Raw genomic sequence first — 21,963 nt, 5'->3', positions numbered from 1 at the left:
CCACTGGCCACCGCCACTGGCCACCGCCACTGGCCACCGCCACTGGCCACCGCCACTGGCCACCGCCACTGGCCACCGCCACTGGCCACCGCCACTGGCCACCGCCACCGGCCACCGCCACCGGCCACCGCCACCGGGCGTCCTCATCGCGGCGCCGTCGCCGGCCGCCCTCGCCACGCGCACCGTCGCCCTCGCCACGCGCCGCCGCCAGCCGCCGTCACTGGCCATCGTCGCTGGCCACACTCACCGGGCCGCTGTCGTCATCCGCCGTCATCGGCCACCCTCACCGTCATCGGCCGCACTCACCGCGCACCGTCGCCGTCCGCCGTCGCCGTCCGCCCTCGCTAGGCGCCGCTGTTAGGCGCTGTTATTGGCTGCCCTCATCAGCCACCGTCGCTGGCCGCCCTCGCCAGGCACGGGCACGGGCCGCTCTAGCCAGGCACGGTCCGTCTAGGGAGTCGGCGTCGTCGCGCGGCCCTCGGGCCGTTCGCGCCTGCGCCTTGGCAACGCCCGATCCGATCCTCTCCTCCAGCACCGCCAGGGCCCAACGTTGTACGCGCACACGCGCGTAAACAGGGCCGTCGTTTTGAGGGACGTTCAGGGCTCCACCGGCTGCCCTAGCTAGGCGCCGCTGTCAGCCACAGGTCACCCTCACCGGGCGCCGCCGTCGTCCGCTGTTACCGGCCGCCCTCGCCAGGCACGGTCACCGGCCATCCTCTCCACACGCCGCTGTCGGCCGCTGTCCCCGGCCGCCCGAACCGGTCACCCCACTGGCCACCGTTGGTCACCCTCACTGGCCCACCCTCGCTGGGCGCCGTCGTCCGCTGTCATCGGCCGTTCTAGCCAGGGAGAGGCACCGGCCACCCTCGCTAGTTCCCGCTGTCGGCCGCTGTTGTCGGCACCACCGCTGGCTGTCCTCTTCGGGTGTCATCAGCGGACGCCGTGACTGGCGCCGGCGCTACCGTCCGGGCGGCGTCATCTGGTGGCGTTATTCGGGCGACTGGTCGCGGGCGACGCGGTAGTCGAGGAGGACGAGACGGTCGTCGATCACGGTGGTGGTGGTGAGGTCCAAGTCGAGCGCGGGCAGCTCGGCGAAGACCGGCTCCTCGCCCTCGGTGCCGTGGATCATGGGGAAGACCATCACCCGGACGCGGTCGACCAGGCCGAGCGCGAAGAGGCTGCGCACCAGCGACGGGCTGCCGATGGTCCGCATCGGGAGACCGTCCTCCATGGCCTTGAGGCGTGGCACGGCCGTCTCGAGCGGCTCGTCGATGAGCGTGGTGTTCGCCCAGGCGAGCGGCGGCCGGAGCGTCTTGGAGAAGACGACCTTGGGTAGCTCCGTCATCCGCGGGAAGGTCGGATCGTCGCCGGTCGCGACGATCTCGGCCATCCGCCGGTACGTTTCGGCGCCCATGAGGGTGACGTGTTCCTGCTCGAGTTGGCCGTGTATCCACTCGAAGAGCCCCGGCCCTTCGTACCCCCAGTACGCCTTCGGTCTCGGTCCGCCGCCGCCGTACCCGTCGACGGTGCTGAACATGTCGACCACCAGCTCACGCATCGGCTCTCCCACCAGGTCGTCGTGACACGAGATGGAGCTAGACGTCAGTCTTCATCCTGTGCGGACCGTGCGGGCAGCCAGGACTCATCGGTCTGCGACCAACGGTGCGCTTCGGCCGAGCCTCCTGACGGCCTCGCGCATCGTGGTGCTGAGACGACTTGCTCAATCCGGGCGCCGCCGGGTCCGGCGTGCCCCTCGAGTAACACGTACCTGCCCGGCGGGAAGGGCCGTCGAACGCTCGACCGACGTCCTGAGCGGCGAGGTCAGCCGAAGAGGCCGCCCAGCAAGCCGCCCAGGACCTCCGCGGCGACGTTGCCGGCTATGTCGCCGGCGATATCACCCGCGATGTCGCCGGCCACGTCGCCCATGGCGTCCAGGGCCATGCCCCCGGCGACACCCGCCACGACGGCGCCGCCGACCAGGCCGGCGGTGGCGATGCCGGGACCGTGGCGGTGGTGACCGTGATGCCCGTGGTGACCATGGTGGACGTGCATAGGCGGCGGATACGGTGCGGGACCTGGAGGCGCGGGCGGTGGCTCGCCCGGTGCGTAATACATGGGGCCGTCGGGCGCAGGCGGCGGACCCGGCGGGGCAGGCGGCGGGCCCGACGGCCCTCCATGCCCCGGACCCGGAGGCGCGGGCGGCGGGTAGGGAGCGGGCCCAGCGGCATGCTGACCAGGCACGTTGCCGGGCATCCCGACGCCAGGCGCACTGCCCGGTGGCATACCGGCGCCTGGAGCGCTGTTCGGCGGCAGCCCGAGACCAGGTGCGCCGCTCGGTGGGAAACCGCCCGGGGCTGAACCATGCGGCGCGGGGGGCGGCGGGAAGCCGGGTGCGTGGTTCGCGGCTCCTGGATGCCCTGGCGGAGGCGGCGGAAACGGGGTGCCCTGCCCCGGCGGGACGTTCGCTGCCGGGGGCGCGCCCTGCGGCGGGTGTCCGGGACCGCCCGGCGGTGGGGGACCGCTAGGCGGATACCCAGGCGCGGCGCCGTGGTCTCCCATACCGGGGCCGGGCGGTGAGGCGAATCCCTGGCCCGGCGGCGGCGGGGGCGGGAATTCCTGGCCCGGCGCTGGAGCCCCGGGCGGGTAGGCGGGTGCGCTGCCGTGGCCGCCCTCGCCGGATTGTTGGCCGAATGCGGACGGCCCGAACTGGCCGGGCGGAGGCGGAGGGAAGCCTGGACCGGACGGCCCAGGCGCGCCGGGGGCCGGATAGCCCGCGCCGCCCGGCGGCGGGAAGGGCGGGGCACCGGCCGCGTGGCCAGGGCTCTGCAAGTGCGCCGGGGGTGCGCCGGGAGCCGGTCCGGGTGGCGGGAACTGAGCGTGACCCGCTCCGCCGTACTCGCCGCCTGGGGACGCCGGGCCCGGAGCAGGCTGCCCGGGTGAGGGCGGGGGCGGCGGAAAGGTCACCCCGCCGTACGCGGATCCTCCGGGCGGCGGGCTCGCGTGGGCGGCGCGAGGCAGTGCGGCGGCCTCGTCGAGCCACTTGCCGATCCTCGCGTTCCAGTCCGTCTCGGCGGCTTCGGCGTGCCCGACCTTGAACACCCCGAACGCCTCGTCGGACGGGGCGGTGCGGTCCTCGGCGCGCAGGACGAACGCCACCTCGCGAGGGCTGGCGACGAAGGTCAGCCCGATCTGGTCGAGCCGGCCGTGGAAGGCGGACGGCGGCGCCAGGTGGATCTCCTGGTGGAACGGCAGGTGCCGCGAGACGCCCCGCAGTTCGGATTCCTCGAACGTGACGTGCCTGATCTGGAAACCGAGCTTCGCTATGGCCGCCAGCACCCACTGTTGGGACTCCAGCGGCTCCACCGAGATGGGGTCGATGTCCCCGGGATCAGGTTGCCCGGCGACATCCACCTCGGTGCACAGCCCGATGGTGAAGCCGGGCAACTCCCGTCCGAGGACGGTGGTGAACGGCAGCTCGTACGGCAGCGGGATGGAGAACGACAGGTCCCGCTGCCGTGCGGGCTCCAGCGTGAAGCGGCGGGTCAGCGCGCCGCGGTAGACCTCCGGACCCGCCGTCTCGCCGTGCCCGTCGCGCATGCGCGGCATCAGCGCCAGCGTGACGTGCCGTACCTCAAGGGGGCGGTCGCCGCCGCGCACGTGGACCTTGCCCGCCACGACGCCGCCCGGCTTGCAGTTCGGCTCCGCGAGGATCGTGTCGACGGACGGCCCGCCTGCCATCTGCCCGTAGGACACCGGCCGTTCCCTTCTCGCGACGCGCGGGGCGTGCCCCCGCGAATGTCAGACGGATTCCACCATGCCATCGGTTCGCTCGTCCCGCCGGTCCGTGCCGTCGGTCCGTGGTGGCGAGACCGTAGCCGCCGTCGGGCGTGCCCGGCGTATCCAGCCTCGCTCCGTGCCGTCTCCCCGTGCCGACGGCCCCTGGCTCTGAGACCGCGGCCCCGGCCGGGTCATGCGGCCCGGCTCGGACTCAGTGCCCCTCACCTCGTGCTGTCGCCACGCGCCGTCGCTCCCTGGCGCAGACCACGGCCTCGGTCGGGTCGAGCTCGTCGGCCTGGCTCGGGCGCACGCCCGTCGGCTCGTGCCGTCGTCCTACGCCGTCGTTCTCTGGCGTTAAGGCCACGGCCTTGGTCAGGTCGTGCTCGTCGGCCTGGCTCGGGCTCACGCCCGGCGGGCTGCGCCCTCAACTCCGTGCCGCCAGTCTCTGGTGTTGCGACTGGCGGTTACTGTCGGGTCGTGCCCGTCGGCTCTGCGCCCGTTGTGGTGTGCTGGCCTGCGGCTGTCGTCAGCTCGTGCCTGGTTGACGTCGTGTTCCGCCGATGCCGCGCGCGGTCGGGCTGCGGCGGCATCGACGGCTGATGTCCGTCGGCTGGTGCTGCTGAGCCGTGTCGCCGGGCTGCGGGGGTTGGCCCCGCGGCCCGGCGGGGGCGAGGGCGGACGGTGGTCACTCCTCCTTCGAGGTGACGGTGACCGGGGCGTAGCCGAGCTTCTCCAGCGGTTCGCGGATCTGCGCGGCGTCGCCCACGGCGATGATGGTGAGCCCCTCGGGGTCGATGTGCTTGTTGTAGGTGCGGGCGACGCCGTCCGGGGTGGACGCACGCACGGCCGCCAGGTAGTTGCTGGGGTAGTCGGCGCCGAGCCCGCTGGCGGACGCGTCGGCGAGTTCGGCGGCGACGGCGCGGGCCGTCTCGTACTCGGCGGGCGCCCGGTCGGCCAGCGCGCGGACGGACGAACCGTGCTCCTCGGCGTCGATCCCCCGGGTGATGACGCTGCGCAGCTCGGTGAGGGCGTCCGCGACCGCGTCGGCGGTGACCTCGGTGTGGACGGCGCCCTGAGCGATGAACAGCCCGCAGTGCCGCATGCGCAGCAGTCCCGCGCGCACACCGTAGGTGTAGCCCTTCTCCTCCCGCAGCACCGCGTTGAGCCGGGACGTCAGGCCGCCGCCCAGCACGTGGGAGGCGACCACCAGGGACGGCCAGTCGTGGTGGGAGCGGTCGGGCACGCCGTGCCCGAGGGCGAGGTAGGTCTGCACGGAGCCGGGACGGTCCACCACGACGATCCGGGCGGCCGACTCGGGCATGATCCGGTCGGCGGTCGGGAGCGGCCCGCCGCTGCCGGTCCAGCCCTCCAGCGCCGCGGTGAGGGCCGCGTCGGCGTCGGTGCCCGCCAGGTCGCCCGCGACGACGGCGGTCGCCTCGGCGGGCACCACCGAGGCGTAGAAGTCGCGGATGTCGGAGCCCTGGAGCCCGCCGACCGAGGTCCGGGTGCCGCCGGTCGGTCGGGACGCGCGGGCCTCGGCGGGGAACATCACCGCGCGCAGTTCCCGCATGGCGCGGGAGCCGGGGTCGGCGTCCTCCTGCGCGATCTCCTCCAGCCGTTCGCGGACGAGGCGCCGCACGTCCGCGTCGTCCAGCGCGGGACGGCGCACCACCGAGGAGAACAGCTCCAGGGCGGCGCCGAGCCGGGTCACCGGGACGTCCAGCGCGATCCGCAGCGCGGTCAGGTCGGCGGAGGCGTAGAGGCTGGCGCCGAGCCGCTCGAACGCGGCGGTCAGCGCGGTGCCGCCGCCGGGCTCGGTGCCCTCCAGCAGCGCGTGCGCGGTGAGCGTGGCGACGCCGTCCAGGCCCTCGGGCTCGCGGCCGGCGCCCGAGTGCAGCACGAGCCTGACCGCGGCGAGGTTGCGGCCGGGCAGGTCGACGCGCAGGGTGGCGGGCCCGGCGGGGACCCGGCCCGCGGTGCCGGCCGGGAACGCCCACGGCGGGACCGGTCCGGGCACCGGGCGGGGCTGGAGCGCGATGCCCGCGGTACCGGGAGGCAGGTCGGGGCTGGGACCGGTCACGACGGCGTACCTCCGTAGGTCAGGGCGGTGCGGCCGCCCGGGGCGAGCCAGCGGCCCGCCATCTCCTTGATCGCGTCCGCGGTGACGGCCGCGGCCCGTCCGGGGGCGGTGAAGACCCGGGCGGGGTCGTCGAACTGGGTGGCGTTCTGGGAGAGCGCGTTGGCCAGTCCGGTGACCGTCTCGGTCTGCTCCAGGAAGCCCCGCTCGGCCTGCGCGGTGGCGCGTGCGGTCTCGTCGGCGTCGGGGCCGTCCGCGGCGAACCGGGCGAGCTCCTCGTCCAGCACGGCGGCGATCTTGTCCGGTTCCGGGCCGATGGCGTCCACGATGGCCAGCGACTGCCCGGTGGACAGCCGGGTCACCCCCGCCCAGACCTCCGTGGCGATCTGGTCGCGGCGGACCATCCGGTCGTAGAGGCGCGAACCGGATCCGCCGCCGAGGATCTCCACCGCGAGTTCGGCCGCCTCGATGTCGTCGCCGCCGTCGGAGGGCAGCGTGAACATCGCGAAGTAGGCGGGGGAGGGGACGTCCTCGTCGAGGGTCTCGTCGCGCACGCCGGTGAGGGGGCCGAGGTCGCCGGGCCGGGGCGGCGGCTTCTGCGGGCCGGCGGGGATGCCGCCGAAGTACCGTTCGACCGCCGCGATGGTCTTCTCCGCGTCGACGTCCCCGACGACGGACAGGACCGCGTTGCCCGGCGCGTACCAGGTCCCGAAGAAGTCGGCGCAGTCTTCGAGGGTGGTCGCGTCCAGGTCCTCCATGGACCCGATCGGGGTGTGCGCGTAGGGGTGCCCGTCGGGGAAGGTGAGGGCGCACAGGCGCTCGAACGCGGTGCCGTAGGGCTGGTTGTCGTAGCGCTGGCGGCGCTCGTTCTTCACCACGTCGCGCTGGTTGTCGAGGTTGGCCTGCGTGAGCGCGGCGGGCAGCGTGCCCATCCGGTCGGCCTCCAGCCACAGGGCCAGTTCCAGGTGGCTGATGGGGACCGTCTCGTAGTAGTTGGTGCGTTCGAAGGAGGTGCTGGCGTTGAACGCGGCGCCGGCGCTCTCCAGCAGCGCGGCGTGCTCGCCCTCGGCGACGTTGGCGGAGCCCTGGAACATCAGGTGCTCGAAGAGGTGGGCGAGGCCGGTCCGGCCGGCCCGCTCGTGCCGCGAGCCGACGCCGTACCAGATGTTCACGGCTGCCAGCGGTACGACATGGTCCTCGCAGACCACCACGCGCAGGCCATTGCCGAGCGTGTGCTCATGCAGCGGCTGTTCTGCCACGGAGCGCTCCCGTCCGTTCGATGATCGGCTGACGACAGCACCGCGCGCGTCGGATGGGCGGTGCCCAGGCGGCGGGCTTGATCTCTGACTCACCGTACCGGTTGCGACCGGGCACGGCGCCTTCGCGGCGAACTGTGGATAACTCCGCGGCACGCCACCCTGAATGTCAGGAGAAAAGCCGACAAGTCGATCGGAGAAGCGGGGCGAGCGGAGTCCTCCGCCGCCGCCGGGCCGGGAGCCGGACGCGGCGAACGGCGGCGGCCAGAACGCGGCGGCCAGAACGCGGCGGCCAGAACGCGGCGGCCAGAACGCGGCGGCCAGAACGCGGCGATCAGGGCGCGGCGATCAGGGCGCGGCGGCCTCGTGGGCCGCGATGGCGTCCTCCAGCGACCGGTGCAGCACGAAAATCTTGGTGAGCTGAGTCACATGGAAGACGCGCCGGACCCGGTCGTTCACTCCCATGAAGGACATGGAGCCGTCGCGCGCGCGGAGCCGGTGGTAGATGCCGACCAGCACGCCGAGACCGGTGGAGTCGAGGAAGGTGACCTCGCCCAGGTCGATCACCAGGTGCAGCCCGCCGCTGTCGATGATGCCGAGCAGTTCCTCGCGCAGCCGGGGGCTCGTGAAGACGTCGATCTCGCCACTGATCTTCACGACGGTGAGACCTTTTTCGACGCGGTGCTCGACGGCGAACTCCACCGTTGCTCCCTCTCTGCCGTTCGTCGGGGGGACAGTCCCCTATACCCAGCGGAACGGGACGTTATCCCTCAGGGCGGAATCCCTCAGGGCGAACGGAACAGCGCCCATACGATCTTCCCGCGGGAGAGGGTCCGCCATCCCCACCGGACGCTGAACGACTCGACGAGGTGCAGTCCGCGGCCCGTCTCGGCGATGTAGTCGGGCTCCTTGCGGCGGGGCGCGGCCTGGCTCGCGTCCAGGATCCCGCACAGCAGCCAGGGTTTCTGGTGCACGAGCCGCAGCCGGATCGCGGACGGCGCCGAGCCCAGCGGGTCGGCCGGGTCGTCGTACACGCCCTCGCGGTGCACGTCGTCGCCCGGCCGCCCGCAGGTCGCCCTGCCGCTGTGCCGCAGCGCGTTGGTGACGAGTTCGGAGACCACCAGGCCCACGTCGTCGGTCAGCGCCTGCAGGCCCCATTCGGACAGCCGGGAGAGCGCGAAGTGCCTGGCCTCGGTGACCGACTCGGGGTCGGGCCGGACGATGAAGGAGGCCGCGGGCCCGGCGGGCTCCGTCAGCGCGGTCACGGCCGCGTCGAGGCGCGGAGGGAGATCGCACGACTCGGGTATGGGCGTCGAGTGCGCGGCATGGTCCCGTGGGACCGCCGGCCCCGCGAGGGAGCCGAGTTCCCACCGCGTGTCGTCGTGCGCCTGGCGTGACGTCATTCCCCGGACCCCGCAGAGTGATCTCGTTGTGCAGCCGTGGCTCGGAAGTCTCGTGCGTTATCCTACGCATCGTAGCGTGCGAATGCAAGGCCCAATGCACGTGCATCCGGGTTGTGGGGGTGTGGGGCGACCGGGCTGCACGCGGATGATCGGAGGTAACCGCAGGACACGGAGGCCAGTGGCACACTAGGTTCGCTGTCCGCCGAATAGCCGGGAGGTTGGGCGTGACTCCAGAGACGCCGGGAAGCGGGTCGACGGTTCGTCGGATCCTGCTCGGGTCGCAGCTGCGCCGTCTGCGCGAGCAGAAGGGCGTGACCCGTCAGGACGCCGGCTACGTCATCCGCGCGTCGGAGTCGAAGATCAGCCGCCTGGAGCTCGGGCGCGTCAGCTTCAAAGAACGCGACGTGGACGACCTCCTCACGCTGTACGGCGTCGGCGACAAGGCCGAACGCGAGGCGCTGATACAGCTGGCGCGGGAGGCCAACACCCCTGGTTGGTGGCACCGGTACAACGACGTGCTGCCCGGCTGGTTCCAGACCTATGTGGGCCTGGAGGAGTCGGCGGCGTTGATCCGCACGTACGAGCTGCAGTTCGTCCCGGGACTGCTGCAGTCGGAGGGGTATGCGCGTGCGGTCATACGCCTGGGCAACGCCGGAGCCGCCGAACACGAGATCGACCAGCGCGTGGAACTTCGCCTGCAACGGCAGGAACGGCTCACCGGCCCGGACGCCCCGCGTCTGTGGGCGGTCATCGACGAGGGGGCGCTGCGGCGCCCCATCGGGGGGCCGGAGGTGATGCGGGGCCAGTTCGAGCACCTCATCGAGATGTCGAAGCTGCCCAACGTCACCATCCAGATCATGCCGTTCAGGTTCGGCGGCCACGCCGCCGAGGGAGGGGCGTTCACGATCCTGCGCTTTCCCGAGCAGGACCTGCCGGACGTGGTTTACGTCGAGAACCTCACCGGCGCCATGTACCTGGACAAGCGCGACGACGTCGACACCTATCTGCAGGCGATGGAACGCCTGTGCGTCGACAGTGCGACCCCGGAGCGCACCGTCGAGCTTCTTGGTGATTTTCTCAGAGAGACATGATGCTCCAGACCGACTACGACAACGGGATGCCCGCGACCAAGCTCCACGGGGCGCGGTGGCTGAAGTCCCGGCGAAGCAACTCCCAAGGGAACTGTGTAGAGATCGCCGAGCTGCCCGGTGGGCAGGTCGCGATGCGCAACTCCCGCCACCCGGAGGGCCCGGCCCTCATCTACACCCGCCCTGAGATCGAGGCGCTCATCCTCGGTGCCAAGGACGGCGACTTCGACCACCTCATCGCCTCCCGCAACTGACACTCCAGGAAAACCGCCAAACAACGCCGTCCGGCCGCACGAGGGCCGCACGGCACGTCGAAACGCGGCGGGTCGGCTACGGTGCACCGCACGTCGACCCGTCCGCCAGGGCGAAGAACGAACACGGCAGAGGCCACCCCGGCGCGAGGGTGGCCTTTTCTTGCGCTCCGTGCCTTCTTGTGCTCCGGGCCGGGCCGATCTCCCCGGCCGGACGCCGGGGTCAGCCGCAGTTGCCGTAGGGGGCGGTGGCGCCGTTGCCTCCGAAGCGGACGCACACGCCCGGTGCGCTCACGTACACGGGTCCCGCGTACCAGGCGTACGAGCCGCTGTCACCGGTGCGGCTGCCGCCCTGGGCCTGGAGCCAGACCGAGACCGCGGAGGCCTTGCCGACGTTCTTGGTCTTCATCGTGACGGCGCAGTTCTTCTTGGTGCTGTTGCTGTAAAGCAGGTAGGCGGTGCCCCCCGAACCGGCCACGGAGCGCTGCACGTTGTAGCCGCTGCCGCACGCCTGCTGCGGCGTGTACTTGTTGGGCGGCTCCTGGCCCGAGGACCCGCCGCCTCCGGTGCCCTTGGTCGGCGTCGACCCGCCCGGCTGCTGCTGCTTGCCGCCCTGCTTCTTCTTAGGGTTGGCGGGGTCCTGCCCCTTTCCCAGCCCTTGCTGCTTGCCCTTGCCGGGCTGCTTCGGCTTCGTCGGGCCGTTCGCCGATCCGGTGGTGCCGCCTGCGCCGGCCGCGCCTCCGTCCGCGCCAGGGCTCCGTTCGGAGGCCGTGACGCCTTCGTCGTCGTGGCCGCCGCCACCCGACCTCGTACCGGCCCATACCGCGCCACCGCCCACGATGACGGCGGCCACCGCCAGCGCGGCCGCGATCGGCACGAGACGCCCGCGCTTCTTCCCGCCCGCCGGCGGCGCATAGGACGGCCCTGGAAGCCCTGGGGGAGCCGGCGGCGGCGCGTACCGGGGATCGGTCGGCTGCGGCGCCATCTCGCCGTACGGCGGCGGCTGCGGCATCGTCGCGTTCCGCGGGCCGGTCGCGTCGGAGACGCGGTCGGGCGGCAGGAACGTTCCCGCCATCACCGACGGCGGAGCGTTCGGGTCCGTCGAGCCCGGATGTCCGGGCGCCGCGTTCTCCACGGCGAGCCCCGGGAAGGTGGGGAGGGGCGGCACCGCCCCGGCCACCTGGAAGGTGCCGCTGGCCGCTCCCACGAGGCGCTCTTGGGCCTCTCGCGCGGTGGGACGCTGCGAAGGCTCCTTGGCCAGGCACGCAAGCACGAGGTCGCGCATCGGCCCGGACAGGTCGCCGATGTCCGGCTCACCGGTGATGATCCGGTTCATGACGGTCGCCATCTCGTCATTGCCGAACGCGAGCCGTCCGGTGGCGGCGAACACCATGGTGGTGCCCCAGGCGAACATGTCCGAGGCGGGACCCACCTGGCCGCCCGTGAAGTGCTCGGGCGCCATGTAGGCGGGTGTACCGACGTTCTGGGTCTCACCTGCCGCGCCCAGCGCGCGCGCCACTCCGAAGTCGATCACGCGGGGGCCGTCCGGGCCCATCATCACGTTGTGCGGCTTGAAGTCGCGGTGGACGATCCCGGCCTGGTGGATCGCGGTGAGCGCCGTCAGCGTGCTGATGGCGAGGCGTTCGAGCGCGCCACCGGTACGGGGACCCTCCTCGCGGACCACCCGGTGCAGGGACAGCCCGGGGACGTACTCGCTGACGATGTACGGCTGGTCGCCCGCGAGGTCGGCGTCGAGGACCTGCGCGGTGCAGAACCGGGCCACGCGCTTGGCGACTTCCAGTTCCCGCACGAACCGGGCCCGCGCGGACTCGTCCCCGGCGAGCCCGCCGTGCAGCAGCTTGATCGCGACATGGTCGGAGGAGTGGACCGAGGCCTGCGCGCCGGACGGCCGGCCCAGGAAGACCGCGCCCTGCCCACCCTCTCCCAGACGGCCCAGGATCTCGTATCCACCCAGCTCGGTCGGGTCCCCCGACCGCAGCGGATGGGCGTCCGGCATCGTCCTGTCCGTCACACCACTCGCTCCCCGTTACTGTCGCTTCGTCTCGTAAGACTATGGCCACAAGATGGTATGCGCTTCGTGAAACGGTTGATCTAGGCCCCCGGCCCGGCATGCCGAAGCCCTCGCGCGGGTGCGCGAGGGCTTCGGATGCGGCGGCCGGATGTGGCCGCTCGTGCTGGGTCAGGCCGGGTCCGGCGTCCGCCGCTCGGGCGGCGGCTGCTCGTCCCGGCCGGGGGAGCGGCCCGGTGGGCCCTCCGGGGCATGGTGTCGTTCCAGCCGCGCTGCGACCGCGAGCGCGCGCAGCGAGGTGGACTTCACGTGTTTGCGGCCGTTGTTGGCGCGGGGCCGAAGGATGCTGCTGGGCATAGCTCGCCTCCAGGGGGTCGTGGTGGACGTGGCGTACGTGCTACCCCGAGGGCCGGGGTTCGCACGTTAGTTGCAACCGCAAGATCCTTCCGGCTATTCCGAGTGATCGTTCCGTTTAGCGAGGATCGAGGTGCCGTGGCCGTCTCCGAGCCACCGTCTGGGCGCGGGACTCCCGGTGCCGTCCCAGCCAGGAGCCGGTTTGTCCCGCCGTCCGCCCGGCTGTGAAGATGGCCGGCATGGCTCCCTACTTCGACGATCTCGCGGAACGGCTGCGCGCCAGCGGCGTCCCCGCGGGCGAGGTGTCGGAGACGGTGGACGACCTTGCCGCGTACGTAGCGGAGTCAGGGAAGGCCCCGGAAGAGGAGTTCGGTCCCGTAGAGGAGTTCGCCGCACGGCTGACCTCGCCTGGAGACGATGCCTGGGAGCAGGCACTGCCCGACATTCCGGCTAGGCGGTTCTTCCGCAGCAAGCGCTTCTACGTGTTCCTCTCGTGCTACGCGGCCTTCGTCGTCGTGGTCTGCGCAGGATGGCTCGCCTTCGCGCCGGCGGACTCCCGCACCGGCTTCCTTGTGGGCTTCCTCTTGGGCGCGGTGATCGCAGCAGTCCTGATGACCGTCCGGCTACGGCGGGACCACCGGCGCCACGCTCCTTGACAGCTCCCCTACAGGTGCGATGCCAACGGCGTAAGGATTCCTCTACAGTCGTTCGCCGAGCAGCCACCCATGCCCCCGGGGGAGAAGGCGATGCGCGCGATCGGACTCGTTGCGGCCGGTGTCTTACTGGCGTCCTCGTGGCCCGCCTCACCGGCGTCCGCCGCCGTACCAGGCACCTCGTTCGGACGTCCCGTAGTGGAGCCGTCGCCGAAGTCCTCGCCCTCGAAGAAGCCATCATCGAAGCCCACGACGACACCGTCCGCCAAACCCTCCGCCAAGCCGACCCCTAAGCCGTCCACTAGTGCGCCACCACCGGCCACGCAGGCTCCGATCACATGCGACCTGCCGCGCGGCTACCGCGGGGCGATCAAGGAATCCTGGGCGCAGAAGCGGCTCGCCTTCCAGCGTGTGTGGGGCCTGACCCGGGGACAGGGCGTCAAGGTGGCCGTCGTCGACAGCGGCGTTGACGCCGGTCACACGATGCTGGAGGGGCGCGTCGCCGAGTACACCGATCTCACCGCAACGGGCAAGAGGGACTGCGCCGGCCATGGCACCGGTGTCGCCGCGCTCATCGCCGGCCGCGACCTGACGTCCCAAGGGATCCCGCTCGCCGGTGTCGCGCCAGGCGCCGGCCTCGTCATCGTCAAACAGCAGAACGCCGACCGCGACGAGCACGGCGGCGAGCGCCTTCCCAGCGCCATCCGTAAGGCGGTCGACGCCGGCGCTCAGGTCGTCAACGTCTCCATAGCGGCCGCTCCGTCCTCGGCCCTGGAGCAGGCCGTCCGCTACGCGCAGGACCACGATGCGGTCGTCGTCGCCGCGGCGGGCAACGCCACCAAGGACGACGGAAACGATGGCCCCGCCTACCCCGCGAGCTATCCCGGGGTCATCTCCGTCGCGTCGCTGGGGGAGGACGGCCACCGCATCGAGTCGTCCGGCCTGCAGTCCAGGGTGGACGTGGGTGCGCCCGGGAGGGACCTCACCATTCCGTGGCCCGGCGGCGGCTACAACCCCCAGGCGGAAGGGACCAGCTTCGCCGCCGCCTACGTGTCGGGTGTCGTGGCGCTGGTGCGGGCGAGCCACCCCGCGCTGCATCAGGACCAGGTCGTCCGGCGCGTTCTGTCGACCGCCGACGGCAACGTAGGTGACGGCACAGGGCGCGGCATGGTGAACCCGACGCAGGCCGTCACCGCGATAGTGCCCGGCGAGGACGCCCCTGGAGCGGCGACCGCGCAACCCTCACTGCACCCGGTGAAACTGGCGGCGCCATCGCACCCGGACGGCCATACGACCGATGTCGCGATAGGCGTCGCGGCAGGCGCCGTAGGGCTCGCGGCACTGGCGGCGCTCTGCGGCATCGTCGTCCCCATGGGGAAACGACGCGGATGGCGTCCGGGACGCGTCGTCCTAGGCGAGCGGGAAGAGGACGAGGAGCCGATCGTCACCGGCACGGAGGGCGGCACCATCGGCGCCCACCATTGAGCGACCTCCGTCAGTCGTCGAGTACGGCGGTCTGCACCAGGCGTGCGCCGTTCCGCCTGTCGGTGAGGGTGCCCCGGCCCACCGGCAGTGGCGTCGCACGCACCTCGCCGAAGAGCGCGCCCTCCTCCTTACTGCCGGACATGATGAGCGCCGGTGCGGCCAAGTCCTTCAACTGCTGAATCACCGGATCGTACAGGGCGCGGCCCATCCCGCCCATGGTTCGGGACAGGACGAGGTGAAGGCCGATGTCACGCGCCTGGGGGAGAAGGTCCAGGAGTTGCAGCAGCGGGTTGTTCGCCGTGGCGACGAGGTCGTAGTCGTCGACGACGACGAACACGTCCGACCCCTTCCACCAGGACCGCTTACGCAACTGCTCCGGGGTGAGATCGGCCGGAGGGAGGCGGTCGTTGAGGGCGTCCACCAGATCGGCCACCAGCTCCGTGGCGGCCGACGCCGAAGCGGCATAGCCGACACGGTGGTCGGTGTCGGCCGTGTCGAGGAGCGCGCGCCGGTAGTCGATGAAGATCAGCTTCGCCTCGTCGGGGCCGTGGCGGGCCACGATGCCCTCGGTGATCAGCCGCAGCAGGTTCGACTTGCCGCACTCGGTGTCGCCGACGACCACGAAGTGCGGGTCGGCGGCGAAGTCCAGCAGGACCGGCGACAGGGCGTCCTCGTCGATCCCGACGGGGACCCGCCATTTCGGCGTCTCAGCGTCCCCGAGAGCCTCCCGCAGGGCCGAGGACGGCAGCAGGTCCGGCAGCAGCCGCACGGGCGGCGCCTGGGGCCCCTGCCAGGCTCCTGCGACCGCCTCCACCATCTTCGCCACGCCGTCGCCGAGGTCGTCGGCGCCGCCCTTCCCGTCCAGACGCGGCAGCGCGGCCAGGAAATGCAGGCGGTCCCGCGTGAGGCCACGCCCCGGGCGCCCCTCGGGGACGTTCTCGGCCAGCCGACGGTCGATCTCCGATTCGTAGGAGTCGCCCAGGCGCAGTTCCAGCCGCGTGCCGAACACGTCCCGGATCCCCATCCGGAACTCCGACCACTTGCCGGCCGTCGCCACCACGTGCACGCCGAAGCCGAGCCCGCGCGCGGCCATGTCGGTGATGACCTCCTCCAGGTGCTCGTACTCCTGACGCAGGGTCATCCACCCATCCACTACGAGGAACACGTCTCCGAAACCGTCACCGGGGATCTGACCGGCCGCCCGTAGACGCCGATACGTCGCGATGGTGTCGATGCCGCGTTCGGCGAACTCCCGCTCACGCCGCTCAAGGAGCGTGGACACCTCGGCGACCGTCCTGCGGACGCGATCGGCGTTGAGCCGGTTGCTCACACCGCCCACATGCGGCAGCCCTGAAAGGCCGGCGAGCGTGCCGCCACCGAAGTCCAGGCAGTAGAACTGCACCTCCTCCGGCGTGTGCAGCAGCGAGAGCGACGTGATGAGCGAGCGCAGGATCGTGGACTTGCCCGTCTGCGGAGCGCCTGCGATCCCCACATGCCCGGCCGCCGCCGACAGGTCCACCCAGAACGGGACGCGCTGCTGGTCGAACGGCCGGTCGACGATCCCCACCACGGCGGCGAGACGGCCACGGCCCTCCCAGCCCGCTGCCGTGAGGCCGTGCTCGCGCGTGGGCGTCAACGGGGGAAGCAACTGGTCGATCGTGGGGGGAACGTCCAGCGGCGGCAGCCAGATGCGGTGCGCTGCAGGACCCTGCCCTGCGAGCTGATCGATGACGGCCTTGAACAGAGTCTCGCCCGACTCCGGCCCGGCACCGGACTGCTCGAGAGCGGGCTGACGCGGCGTCTGCGGCGGAACATAAGCCGTGCTGTAGGGAATGATCTGGCGCGGCGTCCCCGTACCGGCAGCGGCGGTCTGTGTGCGCTCCTCCTCCTCGACCGGCCCCGACACGTACGCCGCCTTGAACCGGACCATGTCGCTGACGTCGACCTTGAGGTAACCGTTGCCGGGCTGGGACGGCAGCTCATAGGCGTCCGGTACACCCAGGACCACCCGCGACTCCATGGCCGAGAACGTGCGGAGCCCGATCCGGTACGACAGATGCGAATCGAGTCCCCGCAGCTTGCCCTCCTCCAACCGCTGCGAGGCGAGGAGCAGGTGCACGCCCAGGGAACGCCCCAGGCGCCCGATCATCACGAACAGCTCCGCGAACTCCGGCTTGGCGGCCAGCAGCTCGGAGAACTCGTCCAGCACCACGAACAGCGTCGGCAGCGGGGCCAACTGGGCGCCCTGCTCGCGCGCGCGCTCGTAGTCGCGCAGTGAGGCGTAGTTCCCGGCGGCCCGCAGCAGCTCCTGCCGCCGGATCATCTCCCCCTGGAGCGCGTCGTACATGCGGTCGACGAGCGGAAGCTCCTCCTCCAGGTTCGTGATGACCGCCGACACATGCTGCAGGCGTTCCAGCCCGAGGAACGTCGCCCCGCCCTTGAAGTCGACAAGGACGAAGTTGAGCGTCTCCGAGGAATGCGTGACCGCCAAGGCCAGAACCAGCGTCCGCAACAGCTCGGACTTACCCGAACCCGTCGCACCGATCAGCAGCCCGTGCGGACCCATGCCGCCCTGCGCGGACTCCTTGATGTCGAGCTCCACGGTACGGCCGTCGGAGTCGACGCCTATGGGAACGCGTAGCCGGTTGCGTTGCGCTCGCGGCTGCCAGGTGGAGCGAAGGTCGATGTCGTAGGGCCCGGCCAGACCGAGCAGCGACGTCAAAGTGAGATTGCCGGCCAGCGCGTTCTGATCCGGCTCGTTCGCGGCGCCCGCCCGCAACGGCGCCAGGCGCAGCGCGAGACCCTCCGCCTGCACGGGCGTGAACCAGTCCGCCTTACCCAGCGGACTGGACACCTCCTTGCCGGTGTGGTCGCGCTCCAGCATCCACATGCCGTCGTTGGTGACGTGCAGGCGCAGCATGGTCGCGTCGGACGTCGGCGCAACGGAACCACTGAGGTCGATGACGCACACGCCCTTGATGCCGTCCGCGCCTATCTGCGAGTCCGCCGGGACGATGCCGTCGTCCATCACCACCACGTGGAACGGAAGATCCTGGGTGTCGACCCCTGGAGAGAACCGAGGGCGGTCCTTCAGGTCGTCCTCGAGCAGAGCCTCAAGGTCCGCAAGCGAGTGCCCTGTGAGGCGCACAGGCCCCGCAGCGTCCTCCTCCGTGGGGTGCAGGCAGTGCGGCAGCCACTTGGCCCACTGCCAGTGCCTCATACGGTCCGGCGACGCGCAGATGGTGAGGCGCACATCGTCCGGCGTATGGAAGGCGACAAGCTGCGCCACCAGCGCCCGCGCCATGGACCGAGCCGCGATCGGGTCTCCCGTCACCACGATCCGCGCGAACGCCGGCAACGACACCGCGACGGGGAGGTCGGGGACCGTCGCATGGGCGCGCACGAAGCGCCGCAGCGCACCGGCGCACATCGGCTCCAGGTCCTCGATCGGCTTGGTCTCCGGAGTGACGAGCTCCAGTGCGAGCCTCTGCCGCCCGCGGCCGATCCGCACCTGGCCGAAGTCGTCGTCCGCCGGGCGCCGCTCCCACAGCCGGTGGCTCATCGCCAGCGACCACAGTGTCCGCGGGCTGGGCCCGCTCCACTCCAGGGCCTCCCGCTGCTGTGCCGCGGCCTTCCGCACGCGCGCGCGCATCTGGTCCAGGTAGCGGTAGTAGTCGCGGCGCGCCCCGTTCAGCCGCTGCTTCCGCTCGCCCGCGCCCTGCCCCATGTGCCCGAAGCCCATGCCGACCATCGACAGGACGAACAGGCCGGACGCCACCCACATGATCGGATTGCCGCCGCCGGCGCCGCCCGCGCCGCCCATGAACATCAACCCCATGGCGGCGCCGCTGGCCGCCATCGGCAGGTACATCAGCGCGTTCGCGAACCCCTGGCTGATCGTCTCCGGGATCTCCGGGGGAGGCTCCAGCACGATCTCGCCCTCGGGCAGCCGCGGAGGCGGCCGCCTTTCCGGCCGCCGCACCACCACGATTCCCACGGCCGCGTCCCTTCGCGTCGTCATGACCCGGAGTCAATTTTCGGTCATCCTAGTGATCCCGGGCGCGGACCGCCGCCCGATGTAAAGCCATTCTCCAGGTGGCGGAAAACGGCCCCGGCTGATAGTGAATGTGCGGTCATCGCTACGAACGGAGGTCGCGTGAATACCTCGACGGGCGCCGACCTGTGCCGCGTGGTCGTCGTCGCCCCGCACCGCAGGCTGGACCTCTCGCTGCCCGGAGACATTCCCCTTTCCCACATGCTTCCGACGTTGCTGCAGGTCGCGGGCAACAATTTGGCCGACGCCGGGCTCGCGCACTCCGGCTGGGTGCTGCAGCGGCTGGACGAGGCGCCCCTCGACGAGTCCCGCTCGCTGTCCTCCCTCGGCGTCCGAGACGGGGAGATCCTCTACTTCCGGCCCGAGCTGTCCCAGTTCCCCGAGGTCGCGTTCGACGACGTGGCCGACGTCGTCGCCACCGGGGTGAACGAGCACGCCGACCGGTGGCGACCGGAGGCCACCCGGCGTTTCGGCCTCCTCGCCGGCGCAGCAGCCCTCTGCTTGGGTGCCGTGGGCATCGCCCTTTCGGGGCCGCCTTGGGGGCTGCTGACGGCCGTGTCCGCCGGTGTCGCTGTAGTGCTCCTGCTGACGGGGATCGTCCTGTCGCGCGCGCTGGGCGATTCGGGGGCTGGAGCCGTGTTCGGCTACAGCGCGCTCCCGTACGCGTTCCTAGGCGGCCTCCTAGCGCCGGCCAGGCCCGTGCCTCTCATGGACCTAGGAACGCCCCACCTGGCGGCAGCCTTCGCAGCGGTCACTCTCGCCGCCGTCGTCTCCGCCTTCGCCATCCACGACGGCCTGCCGACGTTCCTGGGCATCGGGTTCGTCGCGCTGCTCGGACTGGTATCCGCCGCACTCGTCCAAGGGGTCGGGCTGTCCCCGTCGGGTACGGCCGCCCTTGACGCCTCCTTGTGCCTCGCCGTCACGGCCCTCATCCCGTCCTTGGCGTTCCGCCTTGCCCGCTTGCCCCTGCCTCCCGTCCCGGAGAACGCCGAAGAACTCCGCAGCGCCCAGACCTTCGACGGCCCTACCCTCCTGCGTCGTACGCGCGAAGCCGACCGCTTCGCCACCGGACTGGTCTCCGCCGTAGGGCTGGCGGGGCTCGGCGCACAGCTCTCCCTGCTGACCACGCACGGATGGCTCCCCGTGACGATGAGCGTCTGCCTCTCCCTGGTGCTGCTCCTGCGCGCGCGTGTCTTCCACGGCCGTTCACAACGCCTCTGGATGCTGCTGTCAGGGCTCGCCGGCCTTGCCATCCTCGCCCTGCATCAAGCCGCCACGGCCGGCCCTGCCGTGACGCTGCTGACGGTCGTCGTCCCCGCCGCACTGGCCGTCGCCGTCATGACGGCCATGGCCCTGCGGCTCCCCGTCCGCAAGCCGTCACCCTTCTGGGGGCGTGCCGGCGACATCGTCGACATCATGCTCATCATCAGCCTGCTGCCCCTCGCGTTGGGGCTGCTCGACCTGTACTCCTGGCTGCGCGGGCTGGCCGGCTGATGCAGACCCGCAAGGACCTGTACCAGGCGCACCGTCTGATGACCCAGCGCGTGGCCCTGGCGCTCCTCCAGGGCCGCCCGAGCGCCGCGGAGTCCCCGCTGCGCCGCACCGGCGTCGGGACGCTCTGCGGCGTCATGGTGGCCGTCCTGGTAGCCGCTGGGTTCGGCATCACCGGCCTCATCTTCAAGGGCGGCGCCCGCAACCTCGAACGCCCCGGTGTCCTCATCATCGAGAAGGAGACGGGCGCCACCTACGCCTACAGCAGGCAGGACCGCAAGCTCGTCCCGTTCCTCAACTACGCGTCCGCCCGCCTGGCCATGCCGACGTCCGACATCCAGCGCAAGGCCGTCTCGTCCAAGTCCTTGGCGAAGTACCCACGCGACCCGCTCACCGGTATCCAGGGCGCCCCCGAGTCCCTGCCCGCGCCAGGGAAGCCCAGCCACACGTCATGGTCCTTGTGCGCCCGCACTACGGCACCTTCGGGCGGATCCACGGTCTCCCTGGTGGGCGGACGCGACATAGGAGGGCGCCCTCTCACCGACGCCCAAGGCGTGGTCGTCAGGGGCGGCTCCCAGGACTGGCTCATCTGGCGCAACAGCCGGATGCGGATCACCCCGAAGGCCGCCCGCGGACTCAGCGCCGAGCAGCCCGTGCCCGTGGACGAACGCTGGCTGAACGGCCTGCCCCAGGGGCCCGACTACGCCGCGCCCTCCATCCCCGAGGAAGGACACGAGTTCCCCGGCCCTGGCGACACCTCGGCGCCGGCGGGCCAGATCTTCCATGTCGCCGCCATAGCGGGCACTCCGGAACGGTGGTACGTCCAAGTTCCCGACGGTCTCGCCAGCATCTCCGCTACGCAGGCCCGGCTCCTGCTCGACTCGCTGGCAGCGGGCCCACCGCGCGACATCACCCCCGCACAGGCCGCGTCCAAGCCGTCCCAGACCAACCTTTACGACCGCTCCCTGCCGGACACACCGCCCCGCATCGTCGCGTACGACCCTCAGCAGCCCTTGTGCACCGTCTACCGGAAGGCGTCCCACCTATCGACGGACGCCCGCTTCACCATCGGGGGCAGCCTCCCGGCCGTGTCCGGTCAGACGTCCTCCGGCCTCGACCAGGTCGTCCTCCCCGGCGGCGGGACGTTCGCGGGCACCCTCTCCGGCCCCGGCCAGCCGCTGCAGACGTTCTCCCTCCTCACCGACCAGGGCCTCCGCTACCCGATCCCCACCGCCGACGACATCGCCAAACTCGGCTACGGAACGAAGGACGCGACGCCAATTCCGGCGAATCTATTGCAACTGTTCAAAGAGGGGCCAACCCTTACATCTTCGGCTGCACAGCGGCCGGTTCCGGCCAAATAGCGGTGGAACCGATCAGGGACTTGACTGATTGCGCTGATCAGCCCAGCGGCGACGCCCGCCATAGTTATCCACAGGTGACTTAGCTGATGGACAGGCGGAATCGGCGGTCTCTACGCTTCATCTTGCTCGTTGTCACGGGGTGTGTCGTCGTATCGGGCGGATGGGGATTTTCGCCGGTACGGGCGAGTGTCACGTCGTGACGCCCGGAACCAGCCGACGAAGGAGAACGGCGATGAGCAACCGGTCATCGGTGAACCGGCAGCACATGCAGCAGGCGGCCGGCAACGTCCAGGACGCCCACGGCCAGATCGGGCAGATCAAGAACCAGCTCAACACCCACCACGCCGAGCTGCAGAGCGCCTGGAAGGGCGAGTCCTCGGCCGCGTTCACCCAGGTCTACAACCTGTTCGAGACCGAGTTCGCCAAGGTCCTGGGGGACCTGGACCTCATCCACGAAAAGCTCGTGCACACCAAGGCCAAGTACGAGACCGCCGAACAGAACAAGACCGCCCGCGTCAACACCCTCAAGGGCCTGGTCAACGGCTGACGCACCCCGCACCATCCCACCGCCCCGCACCAACCCACCGCACCACGGCACGGCCCGGGAGGCCCCACGATGAGCACCGACTACACCTACGTCAACTTCGGCGGCATGCAGAACGCCCAGGCCAACTTCACCAG

16 protein-coding genes are annotated in these 21,963 nt (G+C 71.3%); 7 read left to right on the top strand and 9 right to left on the bottom strand.

Features of this window, described 5'->3' with window-relative positions; all coding sequences use genetic code 11:
* Positions 1–988: 988 nt before the first annotated feature.
* From ABZ914_RS23795 to ABZ914_RS23770, 6 genes are all read right to left on the bottom strand, one after another.
* Positions 989–1,558, bottom strand: a complete 570-nt coding sequence (locus ABZ914_RS23795) for a dihydrofolate reductase family protein (RefSeq protein ID WP_500195743.1) — start codon at positions 1,556–1,558, stop codon at positions 989–991.
* A gap of 263 nt (positions 1,559–1,821) precedes the next feature.
* The gene (locus ABZ914_RS23790) at positions 1,822–3,753 is read right to left on the bottom strand and encodes a sporulation protein (protein ID WP_500195741.1); all 1,932 of its coding nucleotides are present in this window, start codon (positions 3,751–3,753) and stop codon (positions 1,822–1,824) included.
* 709 nt (positions 3,754–4,462) lie between these two features.
* Positions 4,463–5,857 (bottom strand): M16 family metallopeptidase, encoded by a 1,395-nt coding sequence (locus tag ABZ914_RS23785; protein ID WP_500195740.1) that lies wholly within the window; start codon positions 5,855–5,857, stop codon positions 4,463–4,465.
* Complete coding sequence (locus tag ABZ914_RS23780; RefSeq protein WP_190860434.1) at positions 5,854–7,113, bottom strand: insulinase family protein; 1,260 nt, start codon at positions 7,111–7,113, stop codon at positions 5,854–5,856. Before ABZ914_RS23780 ends, ABZ914_RS23785 begins: the two co-directional genes overlap by 4 nt.
* A 345-nt stretch (positions 7,114–7,458) precedes the next feature.
* A complete protein-coding gene (locus tag ABZ914_RS23775; RefSeq protein ID WP_190860436.1) occupies positions 7,459–7,812 on the bottom strand; it encodes an anti-sigma factor antagonist in 354 nt (117 codons plus the stop codon).
* Positions 7,813–7,895: 83 nt separating this feature from the next.
* Positions 7,896–8,513 (bottom strand): ATP-binding protein, encoded by a 618-nt coding sequence (locus ABZ914_RS23770; protein ID WP_500195738.1) that lies wholly within the window; start codon positions 8,511–8,513, stop codon positions 7,896–7,898.
* A 224-nt stretch (positions 8,514–8,737) separates the two neighbouring features.
* Here ABZ914_RS23770 and ABZ914_RS23765 point away from each other — a divergent pair, with 224 nt between their 5' ends.
* Both ABZ914_RS23765 and ABZ914_RS23760 read left to right on the top strand, forming a co-directional pair.
* Positions 8,738–9,604: a Sco1979 family transcriptional regulator gene (locus ABZ914_RS23765; RefSeq protein ID WP_173096572.1), complete on the top strand. Its 867-nt coding sequence runs from the start codon at positions 8,738–8,740 to the stop codon at positions 9,602–9,604.
* The gene (locus ABZ914_RS23760; protein WP_372442232.1) at positions 9,601–9,855 is read left to right on the top strand and encodes a DUF397 domain-containing protein; all 255 of its coding nucleotides are present in this window, start codon (positions 9,601–9,603) and stop codon (positions 9,853–9,855) included. Before ABZ914_RS23765 ends, ABZ914_RS23760 begins: the two co-directional genes overlap by 4 nt.
* Positions 9,856–10,075: 220 nt before the next feature.
* Here ABZ914_RS23760 and ABZ914_RS23755 read toward each other — a convergent pair whose 3' ends face one another.
* Positions 10,076–11,884 (bottom strand): serine/threonine protein kinase, encoded by a 1,809-nt coding sequence (locus tag ABZ914_RS23755; protein ID WP_500195737.1) that lies wholly within the window; start codon positions 11,882–11,884, stop codon positions 10,076–10,078.
* Between the two features lie 168 nt (positions 11,885–12,052).
* Positions 12,053–12,238, bottom strand: coding sequence for a hypothetical protein (locus tag ABZ914_RS23750; protein WP_190860440.1), 186 nt, complete (start codon positions 12,236–12,238; stop codon positions 12,053–12,055).
* Positions 12,239–12,474: 236 nt separating this feature from the next.
* On the opposite strand from ABZ914_RS23750, the gene ABZ914_RS23745 reads away from it, so the two are divergent.
* Together ABZ914_RS23745 and ABZ914_RS23740 are read left to right on the top strand one after the other, a co-directional pair.
* Positions 12,475–12,891 (top strand): hypothetical protein, encoded by a 417-nt coding sequence (locus ABZ914_RS23745; protein WP_500195735.1) that lies wholly within the window; start codon positions 12,475–12,477, stop codon positions 12,889–12,891.
* Between the two features lie 90 nt (positions 12,892–12,981).
* Complete coding sequence (locus ABZ914_RS23740) at positions 12,982–14,373, top strand: S8 family serine peptidase (RefSeq protein WP_500195734.1); 1,392 nt, start codon at positions 12,982–12,984, stop codon at positions 14,371–14,373.
* 10 nt (positions 14,374–14,383) lie between these two features.
* Here the strand turns inward: ABZ914_RS23740 and eccCa are convergent, their stop codons facing one another.
* A complete protein-coding gene (gene eccCa / locus ABZ914_RS23735) occupies positions 14,384–18,394 on the bottom strand; it encodes a type VII secretion protein EccCa (RefSeq protein WP_500195732.1) in 4,011 nt (1,336 codons plus the stop codon).
* A gap of 135 nt (positions 18,395–18,529) precedes the next feature.
* Here eccCa and eccD point away from each other — a divergent pair, with 135 nt between their 5' ends.
* The 3 genes from eccD (at position 18,530) to ABZ914_RS23720 (ending at position 21,829) form a co-directional block, all read left to right on the top strand.
* Positions 18,530–19,921 (top strand): type VII secretion integral membrane protein EccD, encoded by a 1,392-nt coding sequence (eccD, locus tag ABZ914_RS23730; RefSeq protein WP_500195730.1) that lies wholly within the window; start codon positions 18,530–18,532, stop codon positions 19,919–19,921.
* Positions 19,921–21,282, top strand: a complete 1,362-nt coding sequence (eccB, locus tag ABZ914_RS23725; RefSeq protein WP_500195729.1) for a type VII secretion protein EccB — start codon at positions 19,921–19,923, stop codon at positions 21,280–21,282. The genes eccD and eccB overlap by 1 nt, the downstream gene beginning before the upstream one ends.
* Before the next feature lie 232 nt (positions 21,283–21,514).
* Complete coding sequence (locus ABZ914_RS23720) at positions 21,515–21,829, top strand: WXG100 family type VII secretion target (RefSeq protein ID WP_500195727.1); 315 nt, start codon at positions 21,515–21,517, stop codon at positions 21,827–21,829.
* Positions 21,830–21,963 lie beyond the last annotated feature (134 nt).

Origin of the sequence: Spirillospora sp. NPDC046719 (assembly GCF_040645715.1) — a bacterium.
In the GTDB taxonomy this organism is placed as follows: domain Bacteria; phylum Actinomycetota; class Actinomycetes; order Streptosporangiales; family Streptosporangiaceae; genus Spirillospora.
This window is presented reverse-complemented; position numbering and strand designations above follow the sequence as displayed.

Bases quoted from the DNA above. Each gene is read 5' to 3' on its own strand.
- ABZ914_RS23795 (WP_500195743.1), bottom strand. From the start codon at position 1,558: ATGCGTGAGCTGGTGGTCGACATGTTCAGCACCGTCGACGGGTACGGC.
- ABZ914_RS23770 (WP_500195738.1), bottom strand. From the start codon at position 8,513: ATGACGTCACGCCAGGCGCACGACGACACGCGGTGGGAACTCGGCTCC.
- ABZ914_RS23760 (WP_372442232.1), top strand. From the start codon at position 9,601: ATGATGCTCCAGACCGACTACGACAACGGGATGCCCGCGACCAAGCTC.
- ABZ914_RS23750 (WP_190860440.1), bottom strand. From the start codon at position 12,238: ATGCCCAGCAGCATCCTTCGGCCCCGCGCCAACAACGGCCGCAAACAC.
- ABZ914_RS23745 (WP_500195735.1), top strand. From the start codon at position 12,475: ATGGCTCCCTACTTCGACGATCTCGCGGAACGGCTGCGCGCCAGCGGC.
- ABZ914_RS23740 (WP_500195734.1), top strand. From the start codon at position 12,982: ATGCGCGCGATCGGACTCGTTGCGGCCGGTGTCTTACTGGCGTCCTCG.
- eccCa (WP_500195732.1), bottom strand. From the start codon at position 18,394: ATGACGACGCGAAGGGACGCGGCCGTGGGAATCGTGGTGGTGCGGCGG.
- eccB (WP_500195729.1), top strand. From the start codon at position 19,921: ATGCAGACCCGCAAGGACCTGTACCAGGCGCACCGTCTGATGACCCAG.
- ABZ914_RS23720 (WP_500195727.1), top strand. From the start codon at position 21,515: ATGAGCAACCGGTCATCGGTGAACCGGCAGCACATGCAGCAGGCGGCC.